Source organism: Variovorax sp. NFACC27 (genome assembly GCF_048301545.1).
GTDB lineage: Bacteria > Pseudomonadota > Gammaproteobacteria > Burkholderiales > Burkholderiaceae_C > Variovorax > Variovorax gossypii.
This window is the reverse complement of record NZ_CP157613.1, coordinates 5,904,065-5,927,011: the sequence shown is the minus strand read 5'-3', so window position 1 is coordinate 5,927,011 and position 22,947 is coordinate 5,904,065. Positions and strand designations below refer to the sequence as shown.

At 68.8% G+C, this 22,947-nt stretch carries 23 protein-coding genes; 11 read left to right on the top strand and 12 right to left on the bottom strand.

Annotation, left to right across the window (positions count from 1 at the left end):
- Nucleotides 1–249: 249 nt before the first annotated feature.
- Nucleotides 250–1,470 carry a polyhydroxyalkanoate depolymerase gene (locus ABL840_RS27890; protein ID WP_093303388.1) on the bottom strand — a complete coding sequence of 407 codons (1,221 nt, stop codon included), beginning with the start codon at nucleotides 1,468–1,470 and terminating at the stop codon, nucleotides 250–252.
- A 92-nt stretch (nucleotides 1,471–1,562) separates the two neighbouring features.
- Here ABL840_RS27890 and ABL840_RS27885 point away from each other — a divergent pair, with 92 nt between their 5' ends.
- The gene (locus tag ABL840_RS27885; RefSeq protein ID WP_093304133.1) at nucleotides 1,563–2,219 is read left to right on the top strand and encodes a glutathione S-transferase; all 657 of its coding nucleotides are present in this window, start codon (nucleotides 1,563–1,565) and stop codon (nucleotides 2,217–2,219) included.
- 1 nt (nucleotide 2,220) lies between these two features.
- Here ABL840_RS27885 and ABL840_RS27880 read toward each other — a convergent pair whose 3' ends face one another.
- The gene (locus ABL840_RS27880) at nucleotides 2,221–3,048 is read right to left on the bottom strand and encodes a helix-turn-helix domain-containing protein (protein WP_093304135.1); all 828 of its coding nucleotides are present in this window, start codon (nucleotides 3,046–3,048) and stop codon (nucleotides 2,221–2,223) included.
- A gap of 110 nt (nucleotides 3,049–3,158) precedes the next feature.
- Between ABL840_RS27880 and ABL840_RS27875 the strand changes: the two genes are divergently transcribed.
- Complete coding sequence (locus ABL840_RS27875; RefSeq protein ID WP_093303390.1) at nucleotides 3,159–4,145, top strand: Bug family tripartite tricarboxylate transporter substrate binding protein; 987 nt, start codon at nucleotides 3,159–3,161, stop codon at nucleotides 4,143–4,145.
- A gap of 34 nt (nucleotides 4,146–4,179) precedes the next feature.
- On the top strand, nucleotides 4,180–5,499 hold the full coding sequence (locus ABL840_RS27870) for an aromatic ring-hydroxylating dioxygenase subunit alpha (RefSeq protein ID WP_093303393.1): 1,320 nt from the start codon (nucleotides 4,180–4,182) through the stop codon (nucleotides 5,497–5,499).
- On the opposite strand, the gene ABL840_RS27865 is transcribed toward ABL840_RS27870, so the two are convergent.
- From ABL840_RS27865 to ABL840_RS27840, 6 genes are all read right to left on the bottom strand, one after another.
- Nucleotides 5,496–5,843: a DOPA 4,5-dioxygenase family protein gene (locus ABL840_RS27865; RefSeq protein ID WP_093303395.1), complete on the bottom strand. Its 348-nt coding sequence runs from the start codon at nucleotides 5,841–5,843 to the stop codon at nucleotides 5,496–5,498. The genes ABL840_RS27870 and ABL840_RS27865 overlap by 4 nt on opposite strands.
- 7 nt (nucleotides 5,844–5,850) lie before the next feature.
- Nucleotides 5,851–6,480, bottom strand: a complete 630-nt coding sequence (locus tag ABL840_RS27860; protein WP_093303398.1) for a DUF4166 domain-containing protein — start codon at nucleotides 6,478–6,480, stop codon at nucleotides 5,851–5,853.
- Entirely contained in the window at nucleotides 6,477–7,511 is a 1,035-nt protein-coding gene (locus tag ABL840_RS27855) for a polyketide cyclase (protein ID WP_093303400.1), read from the bottom strand. The genes ABL840_RS27860 and ABL840_RS27855 overlap by 4 nt, the downstream gene beginning before the upstream one ends.
- Before the next feature lie 49 nt (nucleotides 7,512–7,560).
- Nucleotides 7,561–8,517, bottom strand: a complete 957-nt coding sequence (locus tag ABL840_RS27850) for an SAM-dependent methyltransferase (protein ID WP_093303402.1) — start codon at nucleotides 8,515–8,517, stop codon at nucleotides 7,561–7,563.
- Nucleotides 8,518–8,561: 44 nt separating this feature from the next.
- The gene (locus ABL840_RS27845) at nucleotides 8,562–8,981 is read right to left on the bottom strand and encodes a thiol-disulfide oxidoreductase DCC family protein (protein WP_093303405.1); all 420 of its coding nucleotides are present in this window, start codon (nucleotides 8,979–8,981) and stop codon (nucleotides 8,562–8,564) included.
- Nucleotides 8,982–9,044: 63 nt separating this feature from the next.
- Complete coding sequence (locus ABL840_RS27840) at nucleotides 9,045–9,638, bottom strand: GbsR/MarR family transcriptional regulator (RefSeq protein ID WP_093303408.1); 594 nt, start codon at nucleotides 9,636–9,638, stop codon at nucleotides 9,045–9,047.
- 123 nt (nucleotides 9,639–9,761) lie between these two features.
- Here ABL840_RS27840 and ABL840_RS27835 point away from each other — a divergent pair, with 123 nt between their 5' ends.
- A complete protein-coding gene (locus ABL840_RS27835) occupies nucleotides 9,762–10,856 on the top strand; it encodes a PA0069 family radical SAM protein (protein ID WP_093303410.1) in 1,095 nt (364 codons plus the stop codon).
- Nucleotides 10,857–10,906: 50 nt separating this feature from the next.
- On the opposite strand, the gene ABL840_RS27830 is transcribed toward ABL840_RS27835, so the two are convergent.
- Nucleotides 10,907–11,365: an Lrp/AsnC family transcriptional regulator gene (locus ABL840_RS27830; protein WP_093209687.1), complete on the bottom strand. Its 459-nt coding sequence runs from the start codon at nucleotides 11,363–11,365 to the stop codon at nucleotides 10,907–10,909.
- 148 nt (nucleotides 11,366–11,513) lie between these two features.
- On the opposite strand from ABL840_RS27830, the gene ABL840_RS27825 reads away from it, so the two are divergent.
- Complete coding sequence (locus tag ABL840_RS27825; protein WP_093303413.1) at nucleotides 11,514–13,772, top strand: aminotransferase class V-fold PLP-dependent enzyme; 2,259 nt, start codon at nucleotides 11,514–11,516, stop codon at nucleotides 13,770–13,772.
- 41 nt (nucleotides 13,773–13,813) lie between these two features.
- Complete coding sequence (locus tag ABL840_RS27820) at nucleotides 13,814–14,371, top strand: DsbC family protein (RefSeq protein ID WP_418116030.1); 558 nt, start codon at nucleotides 13,814–13,816, stop codon at nucleotides 14,369–14,371.
- Nucleotides 14,372–14,391: 20 nt separating this feature from the next.
- Here ABL840_RS27820 and ABL840_RS27815 read toward each other — a convergent pair whose 3' ends face one another.
- Nucleotides 14,392–15,291, bottom strand: coding sequence for a LysR family transcriptional regulator (locus ABL840_RS27815; RefSeq protein ID WP_093209608.1), 900 nt, complete (start codon nucleotides 15,289–15,291; stop codon nucleotides 14,392–14,394).
- A 69-nt stretch (nucleotides 15,292–15,360) separates the two neighbouring features.
- On the opposite strand from ABL840_RS27815, the gene ABL840_RS27810 reads away from it, so the two are divergent.
- The 4 genes from ABL840_RS27810 (at nucleotide 15,361) to ABL840_RS27795 (ending at nucleotide 20,410) form a co-directional block, all read left to right on the top strand.
- Nucleotides 15,361–16,833: an amidase family protein gene (locus tag ABL840_RS27810; protein WP_176947515.1), complete on the top strand. Its 1,473-nt coding sequence runs from the start codon at nucleotides 15,361–15,363 to the stop codon at nucleotides 16,831–16,833.
- Nucleotides 16,834–16,865: 32 nt separating this feature from the next.
- Nucleotides 16,866–17,837, top strand: a complete 972-nt coding sequence (locus ABL840_RS27805) for a Bug family tripartite tricarboxylate transporter substrate binding protein (RefSeq protein ID WP_093303421.1) — start codon at nucleotides 16,866–16,868, stop codon at nucleotides 17,835–17,837.
- Nucleotides 17,838–17,844: 7 nt separating this feature from the next.
- Nucleotides 17,845–19,293 (top strand): MFS transporter, encoded by a 1,449-nt coding sequence (locus tag ABL840_RS27800; RefSeq protein ID WP_093303423.1) that lies wholly within the window; start codon nucleotides 17,845–17,847, stop codon nucleotides 19,291–19,293.
- Nucleotides 19,294–19,375: 82 nt separating this feature from the next.
- Complete coding sequence (locus tag ABL840_RS27795; RefSeq protein ID WP_093303426.1) at nucleotides 19,376–20,410, top strand: RNA methyltransferase; 1,035 nt, start codon at nucleotides 19,376–19,378, stop codon at nucleotides 20,408–20,410.
- Nucleotides 20,411–20,441: 31 nt separating this feature from the next.
- Here the strand turns inward: ABL840_RS27795 and ABL840_RS27790 are convergent, their stop codons facing one another.
- The gene (locus tag ABL840_RS27790) at nucleotides 20,442–21,212 is read right to left on the bottom strand and encodes an alpha/beta fold hydrolase (RefSeq protein WP_418116029.1); all 771 of its coding nucleotides are present in this window, start codon (nucleotides 21,210–21,212) and stop codon (nucleotides 20,442–20,444) included.
- Between the two features lie 202 nt (nucleotides 21,213–21,414).
- On the opposite strand from ABL840_RS27790, the gene ABL840_RS27785 reads away from it, so the two are divergent.
- On the top strand, nucleotides 21,415–22,236 hold the full coding sequence (locus ABL840_RS27785) for a hypothetical protein (RefSeq protein ID WP_093445747.1): 822 nt from the start codon (nucleotides 21,415–21,417) through the stop codon (nucleotides 22,234–22,236).
- Between the two features lie 69 nt (nucleotides 22,237–22,305).
- Here the strand turns inward: ABL840_RS27785 and ABL840_RS27780 are convergent, their stop codons facing one another.
- Nucleotides 22,306–22,887: a DUF1569 domain-containing protein gene (locus ABL840_RS27780; RefSeq protein ID WP_176947516.1), complete on the bottom strand. Its 582-nt coding sequence runs from the start codon at nucleotides 22,885–22,887 to the stop codon at nucleotides 22,306–22,308.
- Between the last annotated feature and the right edge of the window lie 60 nt (nucleotides 22,888–22,947).

Genomic DNA, 22,947 nt, shown 5'->3' with positions numbered 1-22,947 from the left:
GGCGCGCTACCGCGCGGGGCTTGGGCCCGGCGGTCGATGAAAGGTGCTGAAGAAGGGGAGAGGAGGCTGACCGCCGGGCTCAGAGATCTGCGAGGGTCTGGTGCGACCCTGCGGCCGTCCGCGCAGTGAAGACTGCGCGCGGCGTGCTGCGGATGACGGGCTGGCGTTGCATGGCGGCCGAGTGTAGGAAGCCCCGCGCGCAAGGGCAAACAATGGCCTCACGGCCTTTGCCAGATTGGAAGGCGCCCCTCAGCCGTTCAGCTCGGCTGCGGCATGAATGGTTTCGCGCACGCGCGGATAGATCTGCGCGTTCCATTTGCTGCCGCTGAACACACCGTAGTGCCCCACGCCGGCCTGCAGGTGGTGCGCCTTCATGTAGGGCCGGATGCCCGTGCAGAGGTCCTGCGCCGCCACTGTCTGGCCCACGGAGCAGATGTCGTCGCGCTCGCCTTCCACCGTGAGCAGCGCGGTGCGGCGGATGGCGGCGGGGTTCACGGTGCGCTCGCCCACGGTGAGCCTGCCCAGCGGCAGGTCGTAGGTCTGGAACACGCGCTCCACCGTCTCCAGGTAGAACTCGGCCGGCAGGTCGTTCACGGCCAGGTACTCGTCGTAGAAGGTGCCGATGGTGCGGGCCTTCTCGATGTCGCCCTCGACCAGATGGCTATACATGTCCTCGAACTGCTTCTTGTGCCGTTCGGGGTTCATGCTCATGAAGGCCGAGAGCTGCAGGAAGCCCGGGTACACGCGCCGCATCATGCCGGCGTGCGGCCAGGGCACGTGGCTGATGAGGTTGCGCCGGAACCAGTCGATGGGGCGGTCGGTGGCGAGCTTGTTGACGGCGGTCGGGTTGATGCGGCAGTCGACCGGGCCCGCCATCAGCGTCAGGCTGCGCGGCGTGGCGGGGTTGTCGTCCTCGGCCATCAGCGCGGTGGCGGCCAGCGCGGCCACGCAGGGCTGGCACACCGCCACCATGTGCACGCCCGGGCCCACGGCCTCCAGGAAGCGGATGAGCTGCAGCGTGTAGTCGTCCAGGCCGAAGCCGCCATGCCACAGGGGCACGTCGCGCGCGTTGTGCCAGTCGGTCAGGTACACATCGTGGTCGCGCAGCAGGGTGCGCACCGTTTCGCGCAGCAGCGTGGAGAAATGGCCCGACAACGGTGCGGCCAGCAGCACGGGCGGATGCACCGCATCGGTGTTCTTGCGGAAATGCAGCAGGGTGCCGAAGGGCGAGACGAGGGTCTTCTCCTCGTGCACGGCCACCTCCGAGCCGTCGGACACCACGCTGTGGATGCCGTAGTCGGGCCGGGTGTGGGTCAGCCGCATGCGCGAGAACACCTCGAACTGGGCCGCCATGCGCCGCATCATGGTGCGCTCGGTACCTTCCTTCCAGAGCGCCTTGGCCAGGTACTGCGCCGCGAGCCGCGCCGGGGAGAGCAGGTCGGCTTGGTTCTGGTAGGCCCGGTACAGCATGAACCCGGCGCAGGCAAGTTGTGGGCCAGCCGCATGGCATGGGGCTTGCACGCGGCAAGGGCAAAGGCGCAACGCCCAAGGAGAGCTCCGAGATGGCCAAACCCGTTCTCACCATCAGCAGCAAGAACTACGGCGCGTGGGCGCTGCGCGGCTGGCTGATGTGCAGGCTGGCGGGGCTGGACTTCAGCGAGAAGGTGATTCCGCCCGACGATCCGGCCATGAAGGCCGAGATGCTGCTGCTGTCGTCCTCGATGCTGGTGCCCTCGCTGCAGCACGGCAGCGTGAAGGTGTGGGACACCCTGGCCATCGGCGAGTACCTCAACGAGATCAAGCCCAAGGCAGGCCTGCTGCCCGACGACATCGCCGCCCGGGCCCATTGCCGTGCCATCTGCGGCGAGATGCATTCGGGTTTCGCCTCGATGCGCGGCGCGCTGCCGATGAACATCAAGGCCCATTTCAAGAACTTCAAGGTTTGGTCGCGCGCGCAGGCGGATATCGACCGCATCGTCGCCATCTGGCGCGAATGCCTGAAGGCCTACGGCGGCCCCTTCCTGTTCGGCAAGCAGCCGAGCATGGCCGACGCGATGTACGCCCCGGTGGTCACGCGCTTCCTGAGCTACGACGTGGCGCTCGATGCCGTGTGCGCCGCCTACTGCAAGCGCGTGATGGAGCTGCCGGCCATGAAGGAATGGGTGGCGGCCGCCAAGCAGGAGCCGGACGAGATCGACGAGCTCGACGCGGAGTTCTGAGTCAGGCAGATGCAGGTGGCGATTCGAAGCCGGCCTGCGCCAGCTTGCGCTCGATGTTCTGCGCCGCCTGCTGCAGGTCGCCCAGGTGGGCCGACACGATCTCGCGTTCGTTCTTCACCGCCGGCAGCCAGGCGCAGCTGAGGCAGCCCACCACACGTTCGCCCTGGCGCAGCGGCACCGAGATCGCGCCGAAGCGGTCGGGCGAATCCATGCTGGTCGAGGTCGGGTCGCGCGTCACGTAGCCGAGGTCGCGCGCATGGGCCACCATCCGGCGGATGTTCTCGGGGCGCCGCGCGCTGCGGTCGAAGTCGTTGGGCGAGCGCGCCAGCGCGGCGAGGATCTCGCGGCGCTCGTCTTCCGGGCAGAACGAGAGATAGCAGCGCCCCAGCGAGGACAGCAGCATCGGCGGACGAAAGCCCAGAGCGCGGTAGTTGACGGCCAGTCCGTTGCGCGGCCTGTCGGTGTCGAGGATGAGCATGGCCGTGCCGTCGCGCACGCCCAGGTCGATGGGCCATGGCACCACGCGCTGCAGCGTGGCGCGCGCGGGCGCAGCCAATGCCGACAGCCGCGTGCGCCACGCCGCCGCCGGCCCCGACTGCCCGGTGGCCGAGGTGGGCACGTAGCGCCGGTCGTGCTCGCTGCGCTCTGCCCAGCCCGCCTGCTGCAGCGTCTTGAGGATGCGCAGCAGCGTCGCCTTCGACAGGCCGGTCTGCCGGTGCAGCTCCTGCAGCGTGACGGCCGAGGAGCGCTGGATGGCCAGCATCACGTCGAGCCCGCGGCGCAATGCGTCGATGGATTTCACGCTCTGCGCGCCCGTGGTGTCCGACATGCCGGTCTCCGGAAAAAGGTTCACTGCGTGAAACTATATCTTCTGGCTTCGCAGCCCCGTTCCTACAGTGCGGACGACACCAACGTCGTCCCACCGAGAAGGAAAAGAGCATGTTGTTTCACCCGCGAAACGCGGCCCGTGCCGCTGCAGCAGCCGTTCTTTCGCTATGCGCCGTCACCGCGGCCATGGCGCAGTCCTGGCCATCGAAGCCGATCACCATCGTCGTGGCCTATCCGGCCGGCGGCGACACTGACGCCATCGCGCGCACCTATGCCGAGAAGCTGTCGCAGCGCACCGGCCAGCCGGTGCTGATCGACAACCGGCCCGGCGCGAGCGGGATGATCGGCAACGTCTGGGTCGCGAAGGCGCCGGCCGACGGCTACACGCTGCTCTTCACGCCCAGCACCTTTCCCATCGCGCAGCACGTGCTGAAGGCCGGCCCCGGCGTGGCGCACGACGTGGTGAAGGACTTCACCCCCATCGTCAAGACCGGCAACATCCCGCTGCTGCTGGTGACCGCGCCGGTGACGGGCATCCGCAGCGTCGCGCAGCTCGTGGCCGGAGCCAAGGCCGGCAAGGCGCTGAGCTACGGCACGCCGGGCGCGGGTTCGCCGATGCACATCGCGGGCGAGCTCTTCAACAAGGACGCCGGCATCGCAGCCACGCACGCGCCGTACCGAGGCGTGGCGCCGGTGGTCAACGACGTGCTGGGCGGCCATGTCGGCGTGGGCTGGATCACGCCGGGCGCGGTAGCGAGCCACATCGCCGCCGGCAAGCTGGTGCCGCTCGGCGTCGCGGAGCGCCAGCGCACGAAGCTGATGCCCGACGTGCCCACCTTCATCGAGCTGGGTTTCAAGGACGTGGACGTGAGCGCATGGATGGGCCTGCTCGGCCCGAAGGCGATGCCGCCCGATGTGGTGCAGGCGCTCAACAGGCATTTCAACGAGATCCTGAAGATGCCCGACGTGCAGGCAAAGATGGCCGCGCTCGGCATCGAACCCGTGGGCGGCGCGCCCTCGGTACTGGCGCAGCAGATCGCGGACGACGACCAGCGCTTCGGCAGGCTGGTGCGCGAGTTCGGCATCCGCGCCGATTGAAGAACACAAGCGACAAGGAACAAGGAGACTCCGCATGTTGAGCGAAGAAAAGAACCGCCTGCTGACCGAAGTGGGCCCAGGCAAGCCGATGGGCGACTACCTGCGTCGCTACTGGCACCCTATCGCGGGCGCGAGCGAGTTCGACGACAAGGCTGTGAAGCCGCTGCGCATCCTGGGCGAGGACCTGGTGCTCTACAAGGACCTGAGCGGCAACTACGGCCTGGTCGACCGCCGCTGCCCGCATCGCAACGCCGACATGTCCTACGGCTACGTCGAGCAGTGCGGCCTGCGCTGCAGCTACCACGGCTGGCAGTACGACCAGAGCGGCCAGTGCGTGCACCAGCCTTTCGAGGAAACGCTGGACCCCGGCGCACGCATGCGCAGGAACACGAAGATCAAGGCCTACCCGGTGCAGGAGAAGGCAGGCCTGCTGTGGGCCTACATGGGCCCGCAGCCCGCGCCGCTCCTGCCCGACTGGGAGCTCTTCAACTGCGCGAACGGCTTCGCGCAGGCGGTGTTCGCCGAGATCCCGTGCAACTGGTTCCAGTGCCAGGAGAACTCCATCGACCCTGTGCACTTCGAGTGGACCCACAACAACTGGACCACGCGCCTGCAGGGCGACGAAGGGCCCTACGTGCCCACGCACCTGAAGCTGGCCTTCGAGGAATTCGAGCACGGCTTCGTCTACAAGCGCCTGCGCGGCGGCGAGCGCGAGGACAACGTGATGTGGACCACCGGCCGCGTCACCCTGTGGCCCAACGGCTTCTTCCTGGGCCATCACTTCGAATGGCGCGTGCCCATCGACGACCACAACACGCTGAGCGTGCTGTGGGTGCTGAGCCGCGTGCCGAACGAACAGGAGCCCTACGTGCAGGAGCGCATTCCCTCGTGGTACGGGCCGATCAAGGACCCGGTGACGGGCCGCTGGATCACCAGCCACGTCGCCAACCAGGACTTCGTGGTGTGGGTGGGGCAGGGCGCCATCACCGACCGCACGCGCGAGAAGCTGGGCCAGAGCGACAAGGGCATCGTGATGATGCGCCGTCGCTTCTTCGAGGAACTGGAGGCGATGCAGGCCGACCCGGCGCACGAGCCGAAGGGGCTGATCCGCGACCCTGAGAAGAACCGCGACGTGTTCCTGCCCTCGGCGTGTCGCGACGAAATGATCAACGGCCTGCCGCGCAAGGAGCTGGCGGCGCATCCGCTGCTGGGGCCGTATCTGAAGGACTTCTTCGGACAGGCCGGGCAGCCGGAGGATGTGCGCGCGGCTTACGAAAAGGCCATCGGCCAGAAGGTGGAAGGCGCCACCTTCTTCAAGGTGCACGGCGCCGGCCAGGAGGAGGAAACGGTCTAGCGGCGGAACATCCGCAGGTCGAGTTCGCTTTCCTCGCCCAGCCACATGGCGTGTGTCGTGTGGTCGGCGAGGTCGTCGCCGGTCACGCCGTGCACGAATACGTCGAGCCCGTCGCGGTTGGCTTCGAGCCAGCCGATGACCTGGTCGAACTCGGCGGCGTCGAAGGCGAGCTGGCAGCTCCAGTGCGGATGCGGGCCCACCAGCCGCTCGTGCACCCGGCCGACCACCACCATCAGTTCGTGGCCCGCGCGTTCGCAGAGGGCGCGGGCCTGCGCGAGCGTGTCGGGCCCGAAATAGACGTGGGCGTGGTACTGGGCGTAGAGGTTTTCTGGTCGGCGCGGCATGGTGCGCTCATTGTGATCCTGTTCGCGGCCCGAGGTGGAAGCGGCCGCTGTAGCGGAACACGTCGCCGAACAGGCGGTGGCGCAGCAGCATCTTCATGGTGAAACGGTCGGCATCGGCCGGGTCGGGGCGCTCCTCCACGTAGGCCGTGCCCATGAAGAGGCCCAGCGGCAGCGGAATGCGCAGCCCCACAATGCGCCAGACATAGCCCCGGTCGCGGAACACCACCGCGCCTTCTTCCGCACTCACCGCCAGGCGCATGCCGATGCCGAAGCGCACGTATTCGATCACCTCGCCGGCCTGGTTTTCCGCAAGCTCCATGTGCGAGCGGAAATGGAAGGGCGGCCTGCCCGGGAAATGGAAGATGCGGTCCCAGTAGAGCGTGGCGTTGTCGGGGCGGCAGCGGTAGTGCACTTCGATCGGAACCTCCTTGCCCTGGTGCGGCACGAGCGCGCCGAACAGCCGGCCGAAGGGCATCAGCAGCGCGGCCCAAGGGGCGTGCCAGACCTCGCTCATGGTGCCGCGCACGCAGACGTGGTCGTCGGAGAACGGCCGCATCGTGTAGTGGCGGCGGATGACGTCGCCCAGCCTTTCCCATGCGGGGCCGAGCGCCTGCTGGAAGACGGGCTGCATCGTCATCGGGCCGCCGCGGTTGCCGTGGCTTCGGCGCGTGCCTTGTAGAAGCGCAGGATGTTCTGCGAGGCGTCCGCCAGCATGAGATGCATGACACGGTCGGCATACCAGTTGAAGCTGGTGCTCATGCGCCACGAAACGGCCACGCGCAGCTCGGTGCCGCCGTCGCGCGGCGTCAGCGTGTAGGTGGCGTCGCGCAGGTCGAAGTACTGGCCGCCGATCATCACGTGGTCGTCGAGCGCGCCGGCAGGGAAGGAGTCGGGCGAGAAGCGGAAGCGCCACTTCAGCAGGCGGTTGGGCTGCCACTCGGTGATGACTTCCTCGAAGTGCACGTTCTTCTGCCATTGCACCTTGCGCACACGGCCTTCCGGCGTGTCGACCGTGACGCCCGACACCGGCATCGGCACGCCGATGCGGTAGGCCCAGGCGTCGCCGACTTCGGCGGGACGGATGTCGTACGCGGCGTTGAGTTCGTGCCACACGCGCTCGGCTGGCGCCGCGATGAAGAGCGTGCGCGAGGTGTCGGAGTAGCGGTCGGGGTTGGGCAGCTGCGGCTCGATGGCACCCAGCACCAGCGGCAGCATCGCGAAGCTGTAGACGGCCTGCTTCGGCCAGTTGGTGATGCGGCACACGATGCCCATCGCGAGCCCGCCGACGCTGCCCATGGTGGCGAACAGCGGCACGATGACGATGGCGCAGATAAGCCCTTCGATGAACACCAGCAGCGTGCCGCCGACGAAGAGCGAAGTCGCCACCCACGGCGCCCAGATGTAGTAGCCCCAGCTGCGCCGTTCGATGCGCTCGGCCATGTAGACCGTGACCGCGCCGCACGCCGCGGGCACGAAATAGACGAAGGAGCCGAGCATGGCCGAGTAGGGATTGCCGGGGGCGCTGCTGAAGACGATGCGCAGCACGAGCGCAATCGCGGCGCCGGACGCCATCGGCCAGAACCAGCCGAAGGGCATGCCGCGAACGGGCTTGGGTGGTTCGATGGGGGCGAGTTCGGAAAGCCTGCCTTCTTGGGAGTCGTTTTGCATGCGGGAACCTCTTCTTCTCCTCGTTGTGTCGTTTTCGGGGCCTGCCTGTTCAGTCGCAACGGCGTGTCGCGGTGACCATGCAGTAGTCGAAGTCGCGCCAGAACATGCCCAGCGCCAGAGCGCAGTAGCTGGCCACGATGTGCTTGCGCCGCCACGGGCTGAGCCTGCCGCGCGCCTTCCAGAGTTCGGCCAGCGTGAAGCGGGTTGCGAGCACGGGGATGTGCAGCGCGCTGGGCGCGACGCGCCAGCGCAGCGACTTCACTTCCGCGTCTTCGAAGCCATGTGCCTGCAGCGCCGCGACGAAATCGTCGCGCACGGCCAGCGTGGGCACGGCCCAGCTGTCGGCCCACAGGCGGTGCAGCCAGCCTGCGAGGCGGCCGGGCTGGCGCCGCAGCAGGAAGCCGTCGACCACCGCCAGCCGCGCGCCGGACTTCAGCAGCCGGGCGGCTTCGCGGACGAAGTCGGCCTTGTCGGTGCCGCCGGCATAGCAGGCGCTTTCCACGGCCCACGCGCCATCGGCCTGCGCGGCGGGCAGGCCGGTGCGGGTGTAGTCGGCTTCGATGTGCGCCATGCGGTCGGCCACGCCGGCGGCGGCGTCGAGCTTCGCGGCGATGCGGTTCTGCACGGCGACGTTGGTCACGGTGACGGCGTAGAGCGATGCGTCGTCGCCGACCAGCGTGCGCGCGGTGGCACCGGCGCCGCAGCCCATGTCGATCACGCAGCGGCGCGTGTCGTTGCCCTGGGGCGCATCGCCGAGGCGCAGCGCGCGGCCGACCACGCGGTTCATCTCCACCAGCATGCCTTCGCGCCGCAGCGGGTTCAGGCCCGCGCGCCAGAAGCCGAAGTGCATGTTGTAGCTGGGGCTCCAGGCGCTGTAGTCGGTCGCGACCTCGGTGAAGTAGTCCTGCGTGTCCCCCGGCGTGATGGGGAGGCCGGCATGGTCGGTGCGCGGGCGGGCCGGTGTTTCGCCCGGCATGCGGAAGTCGGGCTGGAAGACGGTGGGCATGGCTCTGTTCCCTCGTGTGGTTGTTCGTCGGGTTTCTTTTCAGGTCAGATGCGGCAGTTGTCGTCGCATGAAGGCGCGACGCGCCCGGCGAGCCTCGTGGCCAGCCAGCGTGGAATGCGGTAGCGGTTGCGCGCCAGCAGCGCATAGGCGCGGTCGGCCAGCGGAGCGACGACCGGCAGGTCGAGCAGGAAGCTGCCGCTGGAAAGCCCCACCGCCGAGCGGCAGATGCGGATGGCTGGCACGCCGACGTGCACGCGGCCTTCGGCGTCCGACACGTGGATGGCCGCCATCAGCGCCTCGCGCGGCGCCGGGCCGCCGTTGAACGCGGCCGGGGAGCAGTCGACCATCTGAAGCCGGCCAGCCTTGTCGCGCGCCTTGAGGCTGCCCATCTCGGCCGAGCAGATCGCGCAGCTTGCGTCGAAATAGACGGTGAGAGGGTAGGCGGGGGTGCTGGTGTTGCTCATGATGTTCTTTGTTCTCGATATTTCTGTTGAAACAGAAATTATTGGGCAAAAAAAGAGATCGGCTCAGATCATGGGAAGGCTGGCGTGGTGCGCATCGGGGTCGTCGCCCTTGCCGCCCGTGCCCGGCTGGGCCGAATCGCCGCGCACGAAGCGCTGCACGCTCGCGCCCAGCGTCATCACCTTGTCGAGCGTGCCGGGCGAAAGCCGCAGCATTTCGTCGGCCCAGGTGGCGAGCTTTTCCATGAGCTCCATGGTGGAGCGGATGCGGTCCTGCGCATCGGCCGGCTCCTTCTGGAATTCGGGGCTGGAGACCAGCTCGCGCAGCACGCGCACGGTGGGATCGAACTCGCGCTCCTTGCGCTCGCGCACCACGGTGCGGAACAGCTCCCACACGTCGACGCTGGTCTCGAAGTAGTCGCGCCGGTCGCCCAGCGTGTGGGTGATGCGCACGAGGTTCCAGGCCTGCAGCTCCTTCAGGCTGTTGCTGATGTTGGAGCGGGCCACGCCGAGTGTGTCGCACAGCTCTTCGGCGTTCATGGGCTTGCCGTATGCGAAGAGCAGGGCGTGGATCTGCGAGACGGTGCGGTTCACGCCCCACAGCGAGCCCATTTCGCCCCAGTGCAGGACGAACTTGCGTTGGATGTCGGTGAGTTCCATGGCGCCGAGTTTAGGATTTACGAAATTTCTGTCAATAGAGAAATTAAAAAACTGGCGACGATGGTGAATCGGTGGAATACTGTATGAATAAACAGTAAATCGAGTTGCGAAGGAGTCGCCGCCATGCCAGCCGCCCGCATCCCCATCCATGCCATCAAGGGCCGCGGCGCGGCCACGCACATCGCGCACCGTTTCTCGAAGGACGAGCGCAATGCCTTCGACGACGGCTGGGGCACGCTCGAAGAAGGCGCGGCCGAGGCGGAAGAACTGCAGCCCCTCGCCACCGAAGTGCGCTTCGAGGACGTGAAGTCGGTGCTCAACGAGAACGAGTCGCCCGACATCTCCTTCGACCGCTCGCTCAATCCGTACCGCGGCTGCGAGCACGGCTGCATCTACTGCTTCGCGCGGCCCACGCACAGCTATCTCAACCTGTCGCCGGGGCTCGACTTCGAGACCAAGCTGATCGCCAAGCGCAACATCGCCGAGGTGCTGCGCACCGAGCTCGGGCGCAGGAGCTACCGGCCGAGCTACATCGCCATCGGCACCGCCACCGACTGCTACCAGCCCATCGAGCGCGAACTGCGCCTCACGCGCTCGGTCATCGAGCTGCTGCGGGAAGCGCGGCATCCGTTCGCGCTGGTCACCAAGTCGAGCGCCATCGAGCGCGACCTGGACGTGATCGCGCCCATGGCGGCCGAGCACCTCGCGGCCGTGTACGTGACCGTGACCACGCTCGACGGCGATCTCGCCCGCAAGCTGGAGCCGCGCGCGGCCGCGCCGCATCGTCGGCTGCGCACCATCCGCACGCTCACCGAAGCCGGCGTGCCGGTCGGCGTGAGCGTGGCGCCGCAGATTCCCTTCGTGACCGAAGACATGGAGCAGGTGCTCGAGGCCGCGTGGGAGGCCGGCGCGCGCAGCGCCTTCTACACGGTGGTGCGGCTGCCGTGGGAGGTGGCGCCGCTCTTCAAGGAATGGCTCGCGCTGCACTACCCGCAGCGCGCCGACCGCATCATGGCGCGCATCCACGAGATGCGCGGCGGCAAGGACTACGACGCCGACTTCGCCACGCGCATGAAGGGCTCCGGCCTGTGGGCAGACCTGATCCACCAGCGCTTCCAGAAGGCGACCAGCCGACTGGGCTACAACCGCGAGCGCATTCCGCTCGATGTGTCGGCGTTCCGTCCGCCGGGCGCGGCGGGGCAGGGCAGCCTGTTCTGACGGGCCGCGGGCCGGCGAGCCTTCTTCCTCTTCTTCTTCTTTTCTTCTTTCTAGACGTAGCTCAGCGGCAGGGCCGTGGTCTGTTTCAGTTCCTGCATGGCGAAGCTCGAGCTGACGTCGTGCAGGTTCGTTCCCGTGATGAGGCGCTTGTAGACCGCGTCGTAGGCCGCGATGTCGGGCACCACCACGCGCAGCAGGTAGTCGACGTCGCCGCTCATCCGATAGAACTCGACCACTTCCGGAATGGCATGCACCGTGGCCGTGAAGCGGTCGAACCACTCCTGCGAGTGCGTGCTGGTGCGCACCGACACGAACACCGTCACCGCCACGTTGACCTTGCGCGGATCGAGCAGGGCCACCGAACGCGTGATGACTCCGGCCTCCTTCAGGCGCTGGATGCGCCGCCAGCACGGCGTGGCGGAGAGGCCGACCTGCTCGGCGATCTGGGCCACCTGCAGCTCGGCGTCTCGCTGCAGGAGATCAAGAATCCTGATGTCTATGGAATCCAGTTTCACGAACTATTCAAAAAAGAGCATTGGATTCCAATCTTATAGATATCAACAGCGCAAAAGGCAAGCCGCTTCCCGGGCCCGGCCGGCAGACTCCTTCAGGAGCGCGGCACCCCGCCCCGCAACCCCTTTCGCTGGAATCACCTCAATGGACATCTACCTCGACGCCAACGCCACCACGCCCGTGCTGCCCCGCGCGCGGGCCGCGGCACTCGCAGCCATGGCCGACGACTTCGGCAATCCAAGCAGCGTCCACAGCACCGGGCTGAAGGCGCGCGCGCTGATGGATTCGGTGCGCGCCCGCGCGCGCCGCCTGCTCGGCGCCCCCACGGGCGACCTGCTCTTCTTGAGCGGCGCCACCGAAGGCATCCAGACGGCGGTGCTGTCGGCGCTGAGCTCCCTGCGCGGCCGCACGGACGTCGACTGCATCCTGTACGGCGCGACCGAGCACAAGGCGGTGCCGGAGGCGATCAGGCACTGGAACAGGCTGCTGGGCCTGGACCTGCGCGTGCTGCCCATTCCGGTCGGCCGCGACGGCCGCCACGACCTGCAATGGCTGCGCGCGCATGCCGGGCGGGCCGGCCTGGTCTGCACCATGGCCGCCAACAACGAGACCGGCGTCATCAGCGACCTCGACGGCATCGAGCAGGCATTGGCCGGCAGCCCGGCCCTGTGGATGGTGGACAGCGTGCAGGCGCTGGGCAAGCTCGAACTGCGGCTCGCGGCCCACCGCATCGACTACGCGCCGTTCTCGGGCCACAAGCTCTACGCCCCCAAGGGCATCGGCATGCTCTACGTGCGCGAAGGCGCGCCGTTCACGCCGCTGATGGCGGGCGGCGGCCAGGAAGGCGCGCTGCGCTCCGGAACCGAGAACATGTCCGGCATTGCCGCGCTCGGCACCGTGCTGGAGGCGCTCGAGGACGGCCAGACCTTCATGGGCAGGCGCACGCTGGAGGCGTACCGCGAACGCATCGCCGCCGCGCTGAAGAGCGCGTTCCCCGGCGTGGTGTTCAACGCACCCTTCGAGCTGAGCCTGCCGACGACCCTCAATTTCTCGGTGCCCGGCCTTGATTCCAAGCTGCTGCAGGACCTGTTCGACGCAGCCGACGTGCGGGTGAGCGGGGGCTCGGCCTGCGGCGCGGCCAAGGCGCTGCCGAGCCATGTGCTGGAGGCGATGGGGCTGCCCGCCTGGCAGGCGGCATCGGCCGTGCGCCTGTCGTTCGGCCCGGCCAGCGACCCGGCCTTCATCGACGAAGCCTGCGCGCGCATCGGCTCCTGCGGCGCTTCGCTGCGCGCCAGTTGCCTAAGTACCTCGGAAGAAGCGCCGCGCCCGGGCAACGCGCTCGACGGCCTGACCCGGTTCGTGGTGGGCGGTGCGTGCTGCTACCTCGTGGCCGACGCCGACAGCCGGCGTTGCGTCGTCATCGACCCGCTGCCCGAGCTGACCGGGCGCATCTCGCAGCTGCTTCGCTGCCAGGAATACACGCTGGTCGCCGCGCTCGACACGCACAGCCACGGCGATCACGTCTCCTCGGGCGGTGAGCTGCGCGCGGTGCTTCCCGCGCGGCTCCTGGCGCAGGGCGGGTTCGATGCGCTCGGCTGGCCGCTGGGCATCGATGCGATCTGCCTCGGGGCGCAGATGCTGACCCGGCTCGCGACCCCCGGGCACACCGCCGACTCCACCGCCTACCTGTTGCACGATGCGCAGATGAACATCCGCCTGGCTTTCGTGGGCGACACCGTGATGCCCGGCGCATTGGGCCGGAGCGACTTCGCGCAGAGCGCGCCGCTGGCATTCGGCTCCTCGCTGAAGAAGCTGCAGCAGGCAGCGGGCCCGCGCACGCTGCTGCTTCCGGCGCACGACTACGACGACCGCTTCGCGAGCACCCTGGCCCGCGAATGCGCCGCCCAGCCGCTGCTCGCGCAGGTGCTCGCCGACGGCATCGACGCGCAACACTTCGCGGCGGCGAAGGCCGAACTCGAAGAAGGCCTCGCGCTGACCGAGTACCAGACCCTGGCATGCGGCGCACGCGTCGACACCGGCTGCGCCGGCACGGGCCACGAGATGAGCGCCGCCGAGGCGCGGCGGCTGCTGCGCGAAAACCCGGGCCTGCTGCTGGTGGACGTGCGCGAGCCCTACGAGCAGCGCCTGAGCGAATCGCTTCCCTTCGGCGCCGACGCGCATTGCGAGGCCGTTCCGCTGTCGGGGCTGCTCAATGCGTTGCCCGCGTGGCTGGCGCTGCCGGCCGCGACCCCGGTGCTGTTCTACTGTCGAAGCGGCAATCGCAGCGCGCAGGCCGCCAAGGCGCTTCGTCGCCTCGGCCATGCGCAGGCATGGAGCCTTTCGGGCGGCCTCGCGCTGTGGCCTGCACGCGTTGCCGAAGAGTCGGGCGCCGCAGTGCATTGAACGCCTTCGACAAACCATCTGCCCAGATCCACATGGAGACCATGAATTCCACGCGCCGCACCCTGCTGATGGGTTGCACCCTCGGAGCACTCGCATTCGCAGGCGCCAGCCATGCCCAGGGCAAGAGCAGCTCGCCGGAAGGGCGCTTCAAGAAGATCGATGGCTTCGTCTTCGACAAGCTCCCCTTGAGCGACGCGATCAGGATCGTGCACGGCAGCGGCAAGCGCAGGCTGACCGTCTTCTCCGATCCGAACTGCGGCCACTGCAAGCGCATCGACAAGGACCTCAAGGCCATCGGCAATGTGACGGTCTACATGTTCCTGTACCCCGTGCTCGGCGACGATTCGCTTGCCAAGGCGCGCGGCGTCTGGTGCAGCAGAGACAGGCAGAAGACCTGGTCCGACTGGATCGAGAGCGGCACCCCGCCCGCCGGCGCGGCGCAGGGCTGCGACACCGCCGGCCTGCAACGCGGCATCGAGCTCGGCCGCCGCTACAAGGTCGAAGGCACGCCGACGCTGATCTTCGACGACGGCACCCGTGTGCCGGGCGCGATTCCGCCCGCCTGGATCGAGACGCTGCTGGCCGCTCCCGCCAGGTGAGCTGAGGCCGCCGGCCTTCGTCAGCCCGCCTGCCGCAGCGATGCGCGCGCGCAGGCCAGGAAAGGTTCGATCAGCGGGCTTTCCCAGTCGCTGCGCCAGCAGGCCGCGACGTCCATCTTCGCGTTGGCGTTGCGCAGGGGCCTGAACACCACGCCCGGCGGTCGGCCGATGCGCGCGCACGCGGGAAGGATCGCCACGCCCCTGCCCGCGAGCACGAGCGCCAGCGCCGACACCATGGTCTCGACCCGCTGCGCGACCGGCATGCTGACGTCGTGCCGCCGCAGCAGCGACGCGACGACCGATTTGTCCACGTCGCCTTCCGGCACCGGCAGGCCGATGAGAGGTACGCCCTCGAGCCGGTCCAGCGGAACGCTGGCCATGCGGGCAAGGGCCGAGTCCGTGCGCACGGCCAGCATCAGCGGCTGGGTGCCGATGCGCTCCACCGCGATGCCCGGCTGCGCGATCGGCGGAATGCAGATCGCCACCGACACCTCCGACTCGATCAGCGCCGGGACGTTGTTGACGGCGTTCAGCTCCACGTACTGGATCTCCACGTCCGGCAACTTCGCGCGAAGCGCGTTCTCCAGGCGGGGCAGCACCAGGTAGGAGAGGGCGATCATGGTCCCGACCGTGAGCCTGCCCCTGCTGCCCGAGCCGATGGCGCGGGCGGCGTCGAATCCCTCGTTGGCGAGCAGCAGCGCCTCCTTGGCGCGCCTGAAGAGAGCGTTGCCCGCGTCGGTGATCTCCATGCCCCGCGCCGTCCTGCGAAACAGCGGCGTGCCCACCGACTCCTCCAGGTTCCTGATATGGACCGACAGCGGCGGCTGCGCCATGTTGAGCCGGCGCGCCGCCTTGCCCACGCTGCGTTCCTCGGCGACCGCCACGAAGTAGCGGAGCGTTCTGAAGTCCGGTGTAGCCATACGCTGCCCATATGCCTTTTCGAGAAAACAGTATTGGACTCGCGAATGCGGCGAATCAATCATTTGCGCATGCAAAAGTTTTCTCCGTCCCGCCACTCGTTCCCCGCGCTGCCGAAGTCCGAAATCTGCGAGATGTCCGCCGCAACGCTGCGCACCCTCGTCGCGCAGCGCAAGCTCTCGCCGGTGGAGATCGTCGGCGAGGTGCTGCGCAGGGCCGACGCGGTGCAGCCGCTGCTGAACTGCTTCGTCACCCTCTGCCATGAGCAGGCGATGGAGCAGGCCAGGAGCGCGGAAGCGGCGCTCATGAAGGGCGAGGCGTCGGGGTTGCTGCACGGCCTGCCGTTCACGGTGAAGGACATCGTCGACACGCAGGGCGTGCGGACGACCTACGGCTCCATGCTGCATCGCGACCATGTTCCCGAACGCGATGCGGTGGCCGTCGCTCGCATGCGGCGGGCGGGCGCCATCCTCATCGGCAAGACGACCTCGTCGGAATTCGGCGCCAAGTGCCTGACCGACGCGCCGCTCTTCGGCAGCACGCGCAACGCATGGGACTCGACGCGCACCAGCGGCGGCTCCAGCGGCGGCGCCGCGGCGTCCATCGCGGCGGGTGTGGCGCCGCTGGCCATCGCCACCGACGGCGGCGGCTCCACCCGCATTCCCGCCGCCTGCAACGGCGTGGTCGGCCTGAAGCAGAGCCTGGGCGTGGTTCCCCACAGCCAGGTGCAGGACGCCTTCGGCAACTACACCTACGTGACGCCCACCACGCGCGACGTGGCCGACACGGCGCTCATGCTGCAGGCGATGACCGGTGCCCACGGCAGCGATCCGTGGTCGCTCGGCATGCCCGCCCAGCCGTACTTCGACGCGCTTCGGCCCGGCGGAGATCTGCGCGGCAAGCGGGTCCTGTACTGCGCGACGCCGAAGGGGCGGCCGGTTTCCGCCGACGTCGTCGCCGCCTTCGAGGCCGCGCTCGAAACGCTGCACTCGATGGGCGCTGAGCTCGAGCAGATGTCGGGCGAGGGCTACGACGTCGAGCCCGTGTGGCGGGTCATCAACCACACCAGCTGGCGCGGACGCTTCGCGCCGCTGGCGGCCGCGCATGCCGACCAGCTGAGCCCGTCGCTGCTGAAGCAGCTCGCGCTCGCGGAGCATGTCGACGGCGTCGCCTTCCAGCAGGCCATGTTCGCGAGGACCGCGCTCTTCCGCACGGTGCAGGCCCAGCTCGAGACGCACGACTTCATCTTCACGCCGACGCTCTCGCGCACGGCCCTGCCTATCGACCAGGACCTGTTCGGCAGCATCGAGATCGACGAAGAGTCCTTCGCCGAGCTGCGGCCTAACTGGTTCCCGTGGACGATGCCCTTCAACCTCACGGGCCATCCCGCCATCAGCCTGCCGTGCGGCGCGGGCAGCGACGGGCTTCCCATCGGCATGCAGCTCGTCGGCCGTTTCCGCGAAGACCAGCAGCTGCTGCAGGCCGCCGCCGCCTTCGAGGCCGCGCACCGGCCGGCCAACGCGCTGCCCGTGCTGCCCTTCTGAGTCCGTTTTTCCAACTCCGCAGGTACTCCACCATGGCCTCGTTCCTCAAGACACTTCTTCTCGGCGCGTCGATCGCCCTGATCGGCGCGGCCGCGCATGCCGACAACAACATGCCCATCCGTCTGATCATCGGATTCCCGCCGGGCGGTGCTCTCGACAGCCTCGCGCGCTCGCTGGCGGAGGAGCTGCGCACCACGCTGAAGGAGCCCGTGCTGGTGGAGAACCGGCCCGGCGCCTCGACCCGCATCTCCATCGAGACGGTCAAGGCGGCGAAGCCCGACGGCCGGACGATCCTGGTCGGCGGCACGCCGCCCTTCGTGCTCTTTCCGATGACCTATGCGCGGTTGAACTACGACGTCGACAAGGACTTCATTCCCGTCGCGCACCTGGCGAACGTGCCCAGCGTCGTCTCGGCCGGCGCCAACCAGCCGTTCAGGACGATCCCCGAGTACGTCGCGTGGGTCCGGAAGAATCCTTCCGCGGGCAGCGTGGGCATGACCAATCTCGGCGGCGGGCTGCATTTCAGCGTGCTGCAGCTATCCAAGGCCATCGGCGTGCCGCTCGCGCCGGTCAGCTACAGGGGCGGCGCGCCGCTGGCGACCGACATCATCGGCTCGCACGTGCCGCTTGGCGCCGACGCGCTGGCCAGCCAGCTCGAACTGCACCGCTCGGGCAAGCTGCGGATACTGGGTGTCGCGGGCACCAAACGCCTGAGCTGGCTGCCCGACGTGCCGACGATCAAGGAGTCGGGCTACGACGCCTTCGACCGCGCCAATGCCGCCTACGCCGCTTTCGTGCCGGCCGGCACGCCGAAGGACGTGGTCGCGAAGCTGGAGTCGGCATTCCTCGCCGCGATGCGCAGCCCGCAGGTGCGCGCGCAGGTCGATCGCATGGGCCTGGAGCCCACGGGGCTGCCCGGCGCGGACGTGAAGCGGATCATGGCCGAGGACCGCGCCTACTGGCGCCCCATCGTCGAGGCCTCGGGGTTCAAGAGCGAGGACTGAGCGGGCGATGACCGACGACGCGGACAGGGCGGGCTGGGCGGTGCTCGTCGCCGCCAGCGCGGGGGCGCTGCTGTGCTTTCTCAATCTCAGCGCGCTCAATGTCGCGCTGCCCGCGGTGGCGCGCAGCCTGCACGCCTCGCCCGCGCAGGCGAGCTGGATCCTGCTGTCCTACATGCTGGTCAGCACCGTCTGCATCCTCAGCTTCGGGCGGTTGGCCGATCTCTGGGGACGGCGCAGGCTTTTTCTCTCGGGGCTTTCGCTCTTCATCGTCGCCTGCGCGGCCTGCGCGTTCGCTCCCACCGCGGAGCTGATGCTGGCGGCGCGCGTGTGCCAGGCCGTGGGCGCGGCGGGCGTCATGGCCAATTCGAGCGCGCTGGTGGGCGACGCATTCGGTCGTCGCAGGATGGGGCTCGCGCTGGGCATCCTCGCGATGGTCGCGGCGCTGGCCCAGGTGGGGGGGCCGCTGGCCGGCGGCTTCGTCGTGTCGTGGTGGGGCTGGCGCGTTCTCTTCATGCTCAACGTGCCGCTGGGGCTTTGCGTGCTTGCATGGTCGTGGAAGGTCCTGCCCGCGAGCGCGGCGCCGGGAGCAGGGGCCGAGCGCTTCGACATCGCGGGCGCGGTGCTTTCCTTCGCCGGCATCGGCGGCGTGACCTACGCGCTCTCGATGGCGGGAACGCATGGATGGACGAGCACGCCGGTGTCGGCGTTCATGCTCGCGGGGCTCTGTGCCGTGGCGCTGTTCGTGAAGCTGCAGCTGCGATCGGCGAGCCCGCTGGTCGACCCGTCGCTGTTCGCCGATCCGGCGCGCCGCACCGCGTATGCGGGCATCCTGCTGCTGTCGATGACGCAGGCCGCTCCGCTGGTGCTGGTGGCCTTGTACCTGCAGGCCTGCGCGGGCCTGGAGCCTTCGCAGGCTGGCCTGCGGGTCGCGCCGGTCGCATTCGGCATGCTGATGGCCGCGCCGGTGGCGGGCATGTTGATCCGGCGCTTCAGCCCCGAATCCGTCTGCGTGTGCGGAATGCTGCTCGCGGGATGCGCGCTCGCGGCGCTGGCCGCGCTGCTGCGGCCGGAGATCGGCGCGGCACAGCTGTCCGCCTGCCTCTGGGTGCTCGGGCTCGGCATCGGCAGCTTCGTGACGCCGAACAACGCGTCGATCCTGCAGAACGTGCAGCCCCGGCGGCGGGGCATCGCCAACGGCGTGCGCTCGACGCTGCAGAACACCGGGATCATGGTGGGAACCGCGCTGGCGCTGAGCGTGGCGCTCGCGCGGCTTGCGCCGGGATCGCAGCGCATGGTTCTCGGAAGCGCCGGAGCGGGGCTTTCCGACCCCGACGTGGCGGTCTTCACCCGGGGCGCCAGTACCGCGCTGGCCCTGCTGGCGTTGCTGTGCCTTGCCGGCTCGGCCATGATCGCCAACAGCCGCCGGCAGGCCGTGCGGCTGCAGTCGCAGGAGTGAGGCGCTCGGCGCCGTGCACAATCTGGCGCTAGTCGATCACCGTCCCGCACGCATGCGGGAGCTTTCCTGCCCCAGGCGGCACATGCGAATCCACGAACTGAAACAGCGGCTGCGAAAAGCCGGAGCCGGCCCCAGCCACGAGCAGCGCATCCTGCGGCTGTGGTCCCACGCGCTGCCCAGGAACAGCGGCAGGCGGCTGCCCGCGAGCTTCTTTCCCGCCTCGCTGATGGAGGAACTTCCGTCCATCGAGGCCGAGCTGGCCGGGCTCGCGCGCGTCGTCGCGGCGCATCCCGGCGCCGACGGCTCCGAGCGGCTGCTGGTGGCCCTCGCCGACGGCCAGACCGTGGAGAGCGTGCTGCTGCCGCGAGACGGTTTGTGCGTCTCCTCGCAGGTGGGCTGCGCCGTCGGCTGCCAGTTCTGCATGACGGGTCGCGACGGCCTGCTGCGGCAGGTGGGAAGCGCCGAGATCATTGCGCAGGTCGCGCTCGCGCGCATGCGCAGGCCGGTGCGCAAGGTGGTGTTCATGGGCATGGGCGAGCCGGCCCACAACATGGACAACGTGCTGGAGGCGATCGAGCTGCTGGGCACTGTCGGCAATGTCGGCCACAAGAACCTGGTGTTCTCCACCGTGGGCGATCCGCGCGTGTTCGAGCGGCTCATGCAGGAACGCGTGAGGCCCGCGCTGGCGCTCTCGCTGCACACCACCAAGGCAGAGCTGCGCCGGAAGCTGCTTCCGCGCGCGCCCGGCATGACGCCCGAAGAGCTGGTCGAGGCGGGCGAACGTTATGCGCGCGCCAGCGGCTACCCCATCCAGTACCAGTGGACGCTGCTGGAGGGCGTGAACGACGGGCAGGACGAGATCGATGGCATCGTGCGGCTGCTCTCGGGCAAGTGGGGCGTGCTGAACATGATTCCCTTCAACGCAGTGGACGGCGTGGACTTCAGCCGCCCGTCGCTGGAGCGCTGCGAGCAGATGGCCCGCACGCTGCATGAGCGCGGCATCCTGACGAAGCTGCGTCACTCGGCAGGGCAGGACGTCGACGGCGGATGCGGCCAGCTGAGGGCGCGTGCCGCCGAGGCGGGGGTACTGATCCGCAGGATCGAAGTGGTGCGCTGAGAAAAAGAAGCGGCCTTTCGGGCCGCCTGCCTCATGCGAAGGAGGCCATCCAGTCGCGGACCTGCGCGGGCGCCTCGACCATCACGTTGTGGCCGTGCGGGCCGAGGTCCAGCGCATCGGGATCGAGCGAGCGGGTCTGCTCCAGCGTCACCATCGCGTCGTTGCCTCCGCGTCCGAGATGCACGGGGCAGCGCGCCAGCGTCATCAGTTCGGACAGCGGCGGCTTGCCGACCGCATTGGCGCGAGGGTCCATCGCCAGGCGCCAGCCGTCGCCGTCGCGCGCGACGCCTCGCGCGGCCACCGATGCCGCTGTGCCGGCGACTGCAGCGAGGCCCGAAACCTTCAGGTAGCGCTCCTGCGCTTCCGCTTCCGTCGGGAACAGCTTCGCGGGCTGGAGCGCCAGCGTCTCCATGCGGCGAAGCTCCTCGTCGCTCCACGCGATCTTGATGCCGGCCGCGAACACGCGGTGCGGCATCACGCCGAACCAGCCGGTGGCGAGCGCGAGACCGATCACGCCGCCGAGCGAATGCCCGAGCACCATGAGTCTTCCCCCGGGCTGGATGTGCGGCAGCACCGCACGTGCCACGCTCGCTGCGTGCTGGCCGATGACATAGGAGTCCTGTGCGGCGGAGCGGCCGTGGCCGGGTAGGTCGGGCGCGAGCCAGCGGCCTTGCCATCGGGTGCCGGCACCGGCGCGCATGTCCGCGCACAGGGGGGACCACACCGCGCCGGTCGCGCCCATGCCGTGCAGCATGAGAAGCAGGTCGGGGCCTTCGCCGCCTTGTTCCATGTAGATGTCCACCGCCTTGTCTCCGTCGGGTCTTCGATGGCTCGGGAGGATACCCGGCGGTGCCGCCGGCATCCGCGCATGCATGACTTTGTGCACTAGTTGCGTCCGACCCGCCTCCCGCACAGTCCCCCCGCGCCAGAGAGAAGCCGAGGCAGAACGCCACGGCATCGGGGCGCCTTATCTGAACTGAACGGGACGAATGGAGGATGGAATCATGAATGCGAAACACCTGCTGACTGCGATCGCGGTCGCGACATTGGCCGCGTGTGGAGGAGGTGGCGGCGGAGGCGGTGGCGATGGAGGCGGCATCGGGTTCATTCCTCCACCCCCGCCGCCTCCCCCGCCACCGCCGCCTCCTCCTCCGCCCCCACCGCCGCCTCCGCCGGAGAACTCCTCCGCCGCGTGCTTCAACGAAGCCGACCTGCGCGAAGGCACCACGGTGGAGCTCGAGCAGGACATCGTCAACGGCAACGACACCGTGAAGCTGCGCACGGTCACGATCACCCGCGGGCGCGAGTCCTTCAGGGACGTGAACCCCGTGCGCCGGCTGCGCACCCAGTACTACGGCACCGGCGGAGCCGCGACCGACAGGCAGTACCTGGACTACATCGACGGCAAGATCGTGAGGTACGGCGTGCGCAATGGCGGCGAGGACGCGGGATCGCAGGACTATGCGTACAACGACCCGCCGGTGGTCACGCCCACGATGTCGCCCGGCCAGACGGTCGACATGAACTACACGGTCAAGAGCGTGGAGGGGCCGAACGGCGAGGTCCGCGGCGAGCAGGTCGTCACGGGCACCGACACCTACGTCGGGCGGGAAGCTCTCGAAACGCCCATGGGCGCGATCAACGCCTGCAAGTTCTCGGGGATCGTCCGCTTCCGGCAGGTCGACGGATCGGACCGCACCGAGTACCAGGACAACTGGATCGCGGCCGAAGGGCCCTATCGCGGACAGCTGCTCAGGTTCGCCGCGCGTACCGGCGATACGACCACGACCTTCGTCACGACGAAGATCACCTACACGCCGCGCTGAGCGCAGCGAGGGTCCGCGCAGCAGCTGCCCGTTGCATGGGCAGCTGCTGCGCGATGTGTGCGGCGCGCGTCAGCTGGCGTCCACCAGCTCCCAGTGGTTCGCCAGGTGCATGAGATGGGCGCGGGTGTACTCCGGCTTGCTCAGTGCGCCGTACGCGAAGTGCGGTGCGAGTGTCGCGGTGTGTCGCTCGAAGCGGTTCAGCGCGGTCATCAGGTGGTCCACCGCGGCGTTCAGCGGCTGGCCCGAAGCGATGGCCGGTGCGCCGGGGATGGGCTCTTCGAGCCCATGGCTCATGCGGCCGCGCGCGGAGAACACCGCGAATGCCACGGTGCCCAGCGAGGCGCGAAACCAGGCGGGCTTCGGCTGCGGAAAGCCGTCGAGCGAGTATTCGACGCTCTGCGCGGCGTGGTGCAGCACCTGGGGCAGGTCCCAGCCCGAGCGGGTGTGCAGCGGTGTCTCGCGCAGGCGCTCGAGCGTGCGCATCGCGTGGGCAAGGTCGGAGAAATCGGCCATGGCAATCGGTTGGTCGGAGTTGGTGACGACGTATCCGGCCCCGGCGGCGACAGTGCCCGCCAGCAGCGCGCCGCCGGCCAGCAGGATGCGTCTGCGGTGCAGGGCGGGGCGCGCTTCGTCGAGGTGGTCGGTGTTCATGTGGTGCCGGATGCTAGGCATCGGGCTGCATCGAGACTGTCAAATTTGCGACGGACTTCG